Source organism: Micromonospora sp. ATLC20 (assembly GCF_057196585.1).
Map to the genome: position 1 here is coordinate 1 of NZ_JBXUOV010000209.1, position 9,206 is coordinate 9,206.

General features: G+C 74.5%; 7 protein-coding genes. 3 read left to right on the top strand and 4 right to left on the bottom strand.

Annotated features, from left to right (window positions below):
• On the top strand, window positions 1–605 hold a 605-nt coding region (locus tag AC2CHG_RS27465), incomplete at its 5' end, for an acyl-CoA carboxylase biotin carboxyl carrier protein subunit (protein WP_484525890.1).
• The gene (locus AC2CHG_RS27470) at window positions 602–1,765 is read left to right on the top strand and encodes an acyl-CoA dehydrogenase family protein (RefSeq protein WP_366620027.1); all 1,164 of its coding nucleotides are present in this window, start codon (window positions 602–604) and stop codon (window positions 1,763–1,765) included. The genes AC2CHG_RS27465 and AC2CHG_RS27470, both read left to right, overlap by 4 nt.
• Window positions 1,766–1,982: 217 nt before the next feature.
• Here AC2CHG_RS27470 and AC2CHG_RS27475 read toward each other — a convergent pair whose 3' ends face one another.
• Window positions 1,983–3,761, bottom strand: coding sequence for an alpha/beta hydrolase (locus tag AC2CHG_RS27475; protein ID WP_484525891.1), 1,779 nt, complete (start codon window positions 3,759–3,761; stop codon window positions 1,983–1,985).
• A gap of 235 nt (window positions 3,762–3,996) precedes the next feature.
• Here AC2CHG_RS27475 and AC2CHG_RS27480 point away from each other — a divergent pair, with 235 nt between their 5' ends.
• Window positions 3,997–4,461, top strand: coding sequence for a hypothetical protein (locus AC2CHG_RS27480; protein ID WP_262013425.1), 465 nt, complete (start codon window positions 3,997–3,999; stop codon window positions 4,459–4,461).
• On the opposite strand, the gene AC2CHG_RS27485 is transcribed toward AC2CHG_RS27480, so the two are convergent.
• The 3 genes from AC2CHG_RS27485 to AC2CHG_RS27495 all read right to left on the bottom strand — a co-directional run.
• Entirely contained in the window at window positions 4,448–5,923 is a 1,476-nt protein-coding gene (locus tag AC2CHG_RS27485) for a serine/threonine-protein kinase (RefSeq protein WP_484525892.1), read from the bottom strand. The two genes, AC2CHG_RS27480 and AC2CHG_RS27485, sit on opposite strands and share 14 nt — an antisense overlap.
• A 30-nt stretch (window positions 5,924–5,953) precedes the next feature.
• Window positions 5,954–6,412, bottom strand: coding sequence for a hypothetical protein (locus AC2CHG_RS27490; RefSeq protein WP_194801984.1), 459 nt, complete (start codon window positions 6,410–6,412; stop codon window positions 5,954–5,956).
• 134 nt (window positions 6,413–6,546) lie between these two features.
• Window positions 6,547–9,206, bottom strand: a 2,660-nt coding sequence (locus AC2CHG_RS27495; protein ID WP_484525893.1) for an ATP-binding protein, incomplete at its 5' end; no start/stop codon positions are given.

The following is a 9,206-nucleotide window of genomic DNA, read 5'->3' on the forward strand; positions in this document are numbered from 1 at the left end:
CCGCCGCGCTGGCCGGGGCCGCCGCGCGCCGGGCCGCCGCCCCGGTGCTGGCCGGGCTGCCGTCGGGTTGGCGCAACGTGCCGTCCTTCCCGCAGGTCACCCGCTTCACCGGCCCGGGCGACGAGGAGCTCGAGGTCCGGTACCGGCTCGACCGCACCGGCGGGCTCGCCGAATGGTCGGTGTCGTCGTCCGACGCCACCCCGGCCGTGACGGTCGTCGACGCCACCCCGGACCGGGTGGTGCTCGACGTGGACGGGGTGCGGCGGGCGTTCCGCATACACCGGGCGGGGTCGTCGGTCTTCGTGGACGGCCCGGACGGGGCGGCGAGCCTCACCGAGCTGCCCCGCCTGCCCCTGCCCACCGCGGAGCTGGCGGCCGGGTCGCTGCTCGCGCCGCTGCCCGGCGCGGTGACCCGGGTGCACGTCGAGGTCGGTCAGCGGGTCGCCGCCGGTGACCTGCTGCTGACGCTGGAAGCGATGAAGCTCGAACATCCCGTGCTCGCCCCCGCCGACGGCGTGGTGACGGAGCTGCCGGTGCCGGCCGGCGGCCAGGTCGAGACGGGTGCCGTACTTGCCGTGGTGGACCCCGAGGAGGACCCGCAGTGAACTTCGACCTGACCCCCGAGCAGGACCAGCTCCGCGACGCCGTACGGGCGTTGGGCCGCAAGTACGGCCACTCCTACTTCGTCGAGAAGGCCAAGTCCGGCGGGCACACCGACGAGCTGTGGCACGAGGCCGGCCGGCTCGGCTACCTGGGCGTGAACATCCCCACCGAGTACGGCGGCGGGGGCGGCGGCATCACCGAGCTGGCGCTGGTGTGCGAGGAGCTGGCCGCGACCGGCTGCCCGCTGCTGCTCCTGGTGGTCTCCCCCGCCATCGCGGCCACGATCATCAACAAGCACGGTACGGAGGAGCAGCGCAAGAAGCACCTCCCCGGCCTCGCCGACGGCTCCCAGAAGATCGTCTTCGCGATCACCGAGCCGGACGCCGGTTCGAACTTCCACCGCCTCGCCACCGTGGCCCGGCGCGACGGCGACGACTGGCTGCTCAGCGGCCGGAAGATCTACATCTCCGGGGTGGACGAGGCCGGCCACGTGCTCGTGGTGGCACGTACCGAGGACGCGTCCACCGGGAAGCTGAAGCCGGCGCTGTTCATCGTGCCGACCGACGCGCCCGGCCTGGAGAAGTCCAAGCTGGACATGGAGATCCTGTCGCCGGAGAACCAGTTCCTGCTCTTCCTCGACGACGTCCGGCTGCCCGCCGACGCGCTCGTCGGCGAGTCGCTCGACGCCGGGCTGCCCGCGCTGTTCGCCGGGCTCAACCCGGAGCGCATCACCGTCGCCGCGATGGGCGCCGGCACCGGCCGGTACGCGATCGAGAAGGCCAGCGACTACACGTCCACCCGCAAGGTGTGGGGCGGGCGTTCGATCGGCTCGCACCAGGGGGTGTCGCACCCGCTGGCGCACGCCGCAGTGCAGGTCGAGCTGGCCCGGCTGATGATCCACAAGGCGGCCACGCTCTACGACGCGGGCCGCGACCTGGAGGCCGGCATCTCCGGCAACATGGCCAAGTACGCGGCGGGCGAGGCCGCCGCGCTCGCCGTCGACACCGCCGTCCAGGCGCTCGGCGGGGCCGGCATGACCACCGAGTACGGCGTGGCGACGCTGCTCGGCGCGGTACGCGCGGGCCGGATCGCCCCGGTCAGCCGGGAGATGATCCTCAACTTCGTCGCCCAGCACGTCCTCGGCCAGGACAAGTCCTACTGACCAGCGCCTGCGGTGAGTGGAACGTCATAGGTGTCAAAACGCCTCCGAGACACCCATGACGTTCCACCCGGCCGGGGCGGGGCGGTCAACGCGGCCCAGACCAGCATGGCCAGCACCGCCGCTCGGTGATCGACGCGAGCGGCCGGACCAGTCGGCTACGCGCCTGCGGCCCGGGGTACGGCGGGTGCCCGATCACCCGCCGTACCCCGGGGGTCCGTCAGCGGACGGTCAGCGTGCCGACCGCCGGACGCGGCGTCGCCACCGGCGGCAGCCGCTTCGGCTCGCCCCGGCGCGGCTCGCCCGCCCGGGCCAGTTCGCTCTTCGACGCGTCCGCCCGGCCGGCCGCCGCGTCCTCCTGGAACGGCTGCGCGTCACCGACGCAGAGCGTGCCCTTGGCCGGCAGCTTGCCGGTCAGCAGGTACGCGTCGATCCGGCCGGTCGCGCACGCCGAGGTGCCGTATGCGGTGTGGCCCCAGCTGTCGCTGCTCAGCAGGCGGCTGTTCGGCAGCAGCTTGGCCGAGCTGACCGCACCCTGGTAGTTGGTCGCCGGGTCCCAGTAGTTGCCGACCACGAGCACCGGAGCGGCGGTGACCCGGTTGAACGGCCCGGTCCAGGCGTCCTCGTCCCGCACCGTCCAGGTGTTGCGGGCACAGGGCGAGGTGCCCCAAGCCCACGCGCGCCCGAAGTACGGCGCCCGCTTGTCCTCCTTCGCCGACAGCGCCGGCCAGGCGTCGGCGCTCTTCGGGTGGTACGCGTCGGTGCAGTCGACGGTCAGGAACGTCTCCAGCCCGTTGTCGTACGGGAAGTCGTACCCCCGCTGTTGCCGCGCCTGCGCGGCACGGGCGGCGAGCGCCTTGCGGGCCGGCGCGGCAGCGGCCGTGCCGGCAGCCGGATCGGTGGCGGCCAGGAGCTGCACGGTGATGTCGACGACCGACTGCCAGCCGTACGGGTCGTACAGCGCGCCGAGCGTGGCACCGACGAAGTCGGCGTAGCTGACGGTGAAGGAGCCGAAGTCCGAGTCCTCGATCACCACGGGCTTCTTGCGGAGTCGCTTCGCCACCGTGTCGTACGCGGCCAGCGGGTTGCCGGTGGCGGCGAGTTCGCACTTCTCGGCGCCGGCCTTGCCGCACCGGACGAGGATCTCCCGCAGCGCCCGGTACGCGCCGTCGGCGCTGCGCAGCCGCGTCTCCTGGAGCTGGTTGCGGGCGCTGCCCTGGCCGACCCAGGCGTTCGGGTCGAGCACGCCGTCGACGACGAGCGCGCGGAAGCGGTCCGGGAACATGTTGGCGTAGTACTGGCCCAGCGCGGTGCCGTAGCTGAACCCGAGGTAACTGAGCAACTTGTCGCCGACGGCCCGGCGCAGCACGTCCATGTCGCGGGCCACCTCGGCGGTGGACGCCGCGCCGGTGAGCGGCTTGCCGGTGGTGGAGCACGCCTTGCCGACCGCCTTGGACGCGGTGACGTACGCCTTCTCCTCCGCCTTGGTCCACGGGAACGCGACGTTCAGCCCGGCGTACGCCCGGGTCTGGTCCTTCACCGAGCGGAAGCACTTGATGTTCTCGCTGGCCTCGACGCCGCGCGGGTCGACGCCGACGATGTCGAAGCGGTCGAGCAGGTCGTCGCCGAGGAAGTAGGGCGCGGCGAGCGCGATGCTCGTGCCGGAGCCACCCGGGCCACCCGGGTTGAGGAAGAGGCTGCCGACCTTGCGCTGCTGGTCGCGGGCCTTGACCCGGAGCAGTGCGACCTCGGTGGTGGCGCCCTTCGGGTTGTCGTAGTCCAGCGGGAGCCGGACCGTGGCGCACTCGGCGTAGTCGTAGCACGCGTACCAGTCGAGCTTCGGCGTCGGCACGCGGTCCACCCGGCGCGCCTCGGCGGCGGTGGTCCTGTCGTGCGCGGGTGGTTGCGGAGTCGCCGCCGCGGCGGGCGCGACGGCCGGTCCGGCGAGGAGGACGCCGGCGATCCCGGTTGCGGCCAGGGATCGGATTGCACGGGGCATGAGGCTGCCTTCCGTCGGGGAACAGTTCCGTCGAGGAGACCTCGACCCCCGTCACTGTAGGGATCGACGCCCACGTTAGTGACCCCCAAACGTGGACCGATACGGCAAACGACCAGATGATGTAACGATTCTTTCTCGATCGTCGCTACCTGCGACTCCGAAGTGGAGCGACGGTGACGGGAAGCCGTCTCATCCCGCCGGTTGACAGGTGGACGCGCTGGGCCATGCTTGTCGGGTGAGATCGTTCCCGAAGCCCGATGCGCGGGCGAAGGCCGTCGTCGCGTCCCTGGCGACGGTGGCGGCGGTGGTGACCCTCGCCGTGTGGCGTCCGCCCGGCATCCTGTCGGTCGTACTGGCCCTGGTCTGCGTGCTGCTCGCCATGATCACGGGAGTGACGATCACCGCCGCGCGCCAGCCCGGCGGCACCGGCGGGCCCACCCCGCAGGCCGAGACCTGGCCGGTCCCCCACCAGGGGTACGGAGTGGACGCCGACACGCTGGAGGCGATCGACCCGCGCGCGGTGCGGAACCTGCGCACCCCGGCGGGTCAGCCGATCGACGCGGACACGCTGGAGACGCTGGACCCGCGCGTGGTACGCGGCATGCGGGCGCCGACGGCGGTGGACGCGGACACGCTGGAGACGCTCGATCCGCGATCGGTGCGGCAGGGCCGGACCGTGAACGGGCTCAGCGACCGGTGAGCGTGGGACCGGCGAGCGCGTTGACGCCCCGGCCGGCCAGACAGCGGTAGGTGCGGTCCGCCTCGGCCTCTGGCGGCAGCACCTCCAGGTTCCACCCGCTCGCCGACTTGCCGCCGCTGACCAGCCGGAACGTGTCGGCGTTGCACACCCTGCCGACGGCCGGGTCGGCCGCGACCGTCTCGTGCCGGGCCCCGGCGAGCGCGGCCGGCAGGTCACCGGCGGCGTAGGTCTCCCACGTGTGCTGGCCGTCGCACGGCACCCGGCTCGCCTCGGCCCGGTCGCGGCGCAGCCGTACCGGACCGAAGCACTCCAGTTCCGTCGCGCAGCGCGCCCCGGCGGGCAGCCGGACGTCGGCGGACGCGCAACCCGGCACCGGCGCCACCCCGGCCACCCCGCTGGCCGCCGGCGTCGGCAGGGCAGCCGGAGCGTGGCCGCCGGCGACCCAGCCACCGCCGGCCGAAGCCGCAAGCGCCAGCACGCCGGCACCGCCGAGGAACCAGCGCTTGGGCCAGCGCCGGCCACGCGAGGCCACCGTCGGGTGGTCGTCGTCCGCGGGCGGTCGCGGGTTCGGGCCGCCGGTGCGGTGGAACCGGTCGCCGGTGCCGCCGTCGTACAGGCCGCCGGTCGCCGGGGCGCCGTCGAGCGGCAGCGAGGCGAGCAGGCCGCGCAGCTCGACCGCCGAGGGCCGCGCGCCCGGGTCGTTCGACATGCCCAGCCGGAGTACGTCGATCAGCTCGCCGGGCACGCCGGGCAGACCCGGGATCGGCTGCTGGAACATCTCCAGCACGGTCACCAGGCTCGGGTTGCGTTCGGAGTGCCAGCGCGGCGGACGGCCGTACATCAGCGCGTAGAGCGTGGCGCACAGCGAGTAGACGTCGACGGCGGGCGTGGGCGGGCTGTGGTTGAACGTCTCCGGCGGCGCGTACGCCGGGGTGAGCGCCTCCAGCATCACCGAGGAGTCGCGGAACTCGGCGAGCACCGCCAGGCCGAAGTCGGCCAGGACCGCCGAGTTGAACTCGGAGTGCAGGATGTTCGCCGGCTTGACGTCGCGGTGCAGGACGCCCGCCGCGTGCGAGTGCGCCAGCGCGTCGGCGATCTTCACGCCGAGGTCGCGGGTCTCCGCCGGACCCAGCGGGGAGGTGCGCATCCGCTCGGCGTACGAGCCGTCGCACAGCTCCATGATGAGGTAGGGGTGCTGGTCGACGGTGACCCCGACGTCGAACAGGTCGACGACGTGCGGGTGCGACGACATCCGCCCGGCGGCACGGGCCTCGCGCAGGAAGCGGGCCTGGTCGCGTTCGCTGTCCAGTGTGCGGTTCTCGATCTTGACCGCGACCTCGCGTCCCACCGAGATCTGGGTGGCCCGGTAGATGGTGGCGTAGCCGCCCCGGGCGAACACCTGCAGATCGGTCAGACCGGGCACGATGGGCAGCCGCAGGGCGCCGGGCGGGGTCTCGGTCACGACTCGAAAATACCCAACGATCCGGACCCGTCAGCGCGCCGCGTCGGTGGCCGGCGCCGGCTCCGGCGCGGACACGGCACCGGCGGGAGCCGCCCGGCGGGCGTCCCACCACAGGCCGGCTGCCGTGGCGAGCGCGCCCAGGCCCTCCCACGCGGCGACCGCGAAGAAGCGGTCCGGCGCGACGTCGGAGAGCACCGCGATGGTGAACACGGTGAAGGTGACCAGGCGGAACCACACGGTGAACCGGTAGAACGGCCGCCACTCGGTGGCGACGGCGAGCAGGTAGTAGACCCCCATGTTGAACGAGGCCATCGAGGACGCGGTGAGGAACGTGCCGGTGTAGTCGCCCGGAGCGCGCTCGGCCGGCACCTCGAAGCCGAGCAGGCGCAGCTGCGTCTCCGGCCAGATCAGACCGAGCGCGCCGAGCAGCAGCGCGAGGAGCCCGAAGACCGCGATCGTCCAGCCGGCGCCCGAGCGCGGCAGCCTCATCGTTCCTCCCCAGCGTGATCTGCCGGTGACGCAGGCGCGCACCGGGAGGTCACAGTCGATCCACGACTGTGGCCGCCCCACGCTAACCGGCTCCACCGACGAACACATCCCCGGAACCGTCAGAACACGGGCGATCAGCCCCCGGAGAGGCGCACCCGCAACGCGTCCGCGACGATCCGCTCACTGCGCTGCTCGGTGGCGTACGCGAGGCGTACCGCCTCCTCCGCGTGCGTCAGCGCCTCGGCCCGCCGACCGCAGGCGTCAAGCGCCTCGGCCAGCACGAGCAGCGCCACCACCTGGCTGCGGACGTCCTCCGCTGGGGCGGTGATGGACCGCTGCGCCCAGTCGAGCGCCTGTTCGCGCTGGCCGTGGGCGAGCAGCGCGGCGGCGTACCGGGCCATCGTCTGCCGCCGGGAGAACAACAGCGAGGGCGCGTTCGCCGCGCCGGTGGCGACCGGGGCGAGCAGCCCCACGGCGGTCCCCGGATCACCGGCCGCGAGGCGGGCCATGGCGAGCAGCACCCGGGGCGCGACCTGGGCCGGCGCCTGCGGGTTGTGCGGCTCCACCCGGGTCAGCACCGACCGTGCCTCCCGCTCGGCGGTCTCGTGGTCGCCCATGTCCAGCGCCACGAAGCCGCGCAGCGTCCCGGCCATGCCGGTGAGCAGCGGGTGGGTGGTGCGGTCGGCGTACTCGAGCGCGTCGGTGAACAGGTCGGCCGCGTGTTCCGGCTCGCCCAGCCCGCGCGCCACCACTCCGCGCACCACGAGCGCGAAGCCCTGCCCCCAGTCGTCGCCCACCTCGGCGAAGTCCCGGTACGCACGCCGCGCCGCCCGGTCCGCCTCGGCCAGGTCGCCCAGCTCGGCGGTGGCGTACGCCTCGACCGCGCGCAGCGTCCCTACCGCCCACGCCTCGCCGACCCGCTCCCCGAACGGCAGGAACACCCGCGCCATCCGGCACGCCTCTCGCAGCCGGCCCGCGAGCAGCCGGGCGAACGCGGTGGTGCCGCGCAGCCAGGCCCGCCCGTACGGGTCCTTCAGCTCGGCGAAGAGCCGGGCGGCGCGGCCGAGCACCGCGTCCGTGCCGGCGAAGTCGCCCCGGGTGGTGGTCACCCAGGCCAGGTTCTGCAACGACCACGCCTGCCCGCGGGGATCCCGCGCGGCGAGACTGACCTGGTAGGACGCGGCCAGCCGGCTGCTCGCCTGCCCGAGCCGGCCGGCGATGAAGTCGGCCATGCCGAGCCGCCGCATCGCCGAGGCCCGCAGCGTGGGCAGGTCGGCGTCGGTCGCCACCTGCAACGCCTCCTGCCAGTTGCACTCGGCCCGCTCGGCGTCACCGAGGGTCTGCTGGGCCTGCCCGGCGAGCAGCAACGCGGCGGTACGGGTGGCCGGGTCGCCGGTGTTCGCGGCGATCTTCTCGGCGAACGCCAGCGCGTCGGCCGGGCGGCCGACCTGGAGCAGCGCCCGGGCGTGCACCACCCGGTCAGCCGCGGGCACCCCGTCGCGGGCCAGCTCGGCCGCGCGTTCGGCGTACTCGACGGCGAGAGCCGGCTCCCCCGACCGCAGCGACCGGCGGGCGGCCCGGCCCAGCGCGGCCACGCCCAGCGGGGTGACCGCCCGGGCCGGCGCGTCCGGGCGCAGCTTGACCGCGTCGGCGAGCGCTGTGGCCCGCTCCACGTGCTCGGCGACGAAGTCGTCCCGGGCGGCCTCGGTGAACGCGCCCCCGGGTGCGCCGCCGGTCTCGTCGACACTCTCCGGCGCGGCCCAGCGGGCCAGCGCCGCGTGCCGCTCGGCCAGTTCGGCCTTGCTCACCCCGGCGTACGCGGCCTCCCGCATCAACGGGGTGGCGAAGGCGAACCCGCTGCGGGTGCGGTGCAGCATGCGCCGTTGCAGCAGTTCCTCCACGGCCCGGTCCAGCTCGACGGCGGCCACCGCGGCGGGCCGCCCGTCCTGCCCGACCCGCTGTTCCCGCAGCGCCTCCAGCGCGCCCGCCGGTACGGTGTCGCCCACCACCGCGGCGTCGCGCAGCGCCGAGCGGGCATTGGGCGGCAGCGCGTCGATACGCGCGGCGAGCACCGCGGCCAGGTCCCGGGAGAGCAGCCGGCTGCCGAGCGAGCCGGGGGCGAGCCGCCAGCCGACGTCGGAGCCCCGCCCCGGCCCGGCGGTGAGCGCACCGCGCTCCATCAGCAGCGTGACCAGTTCGGCCAGGTAGAACGGGTTGCCCTGAGCGGTGGCGAGCAGCCGGTCCGCGTCGGTCTGGGGCATCCGGCCACCGGACAGGTAGCTGGTGAGCAGCCGGGACGCGTCCGCGCCGCGCAGCGGCGGCAGCGCGTGCACCTCGGCGTCCGCGACGCGGGTCAGCGCGCCGGCGGTCCGTACCAGCTCGGGGCGGCCGAGCAGCAGCACCAGCACCGGCCCGCTGAGCCGGTTGAGGGTCAGCGCGAGCGCCTTGAGCGTCTCGGCGGTGGCGTCGTGCAGGTCGTCCACGACGATCACCAGCGGCGCCTCACCGGCGAGCGCGCTGAGCAGGTCCGCCACGGCGGTGGGCACCGCCTCGTCGTCGGGCGGGGGTCCGGCCGCGTTCCACTCGCCGTTCTCGGTGGCGGGCGGGAGTTCGGCGTACCCGAGCAGGGCCAGGAGCTGGTCCACGGCGATCGGCGGCGGGTCGCCGGGGAGCCGGGACAGGCGCTGGCCGAGGCGGCGCAGCCGCTCCTCGACGGCCGGCCGGGTGACCGCGGTGGCCGCGTCGCCGGGCAGGCCGACGGCGGCCCGGACCAGGTCGGCCAGCGGGGCCAGCC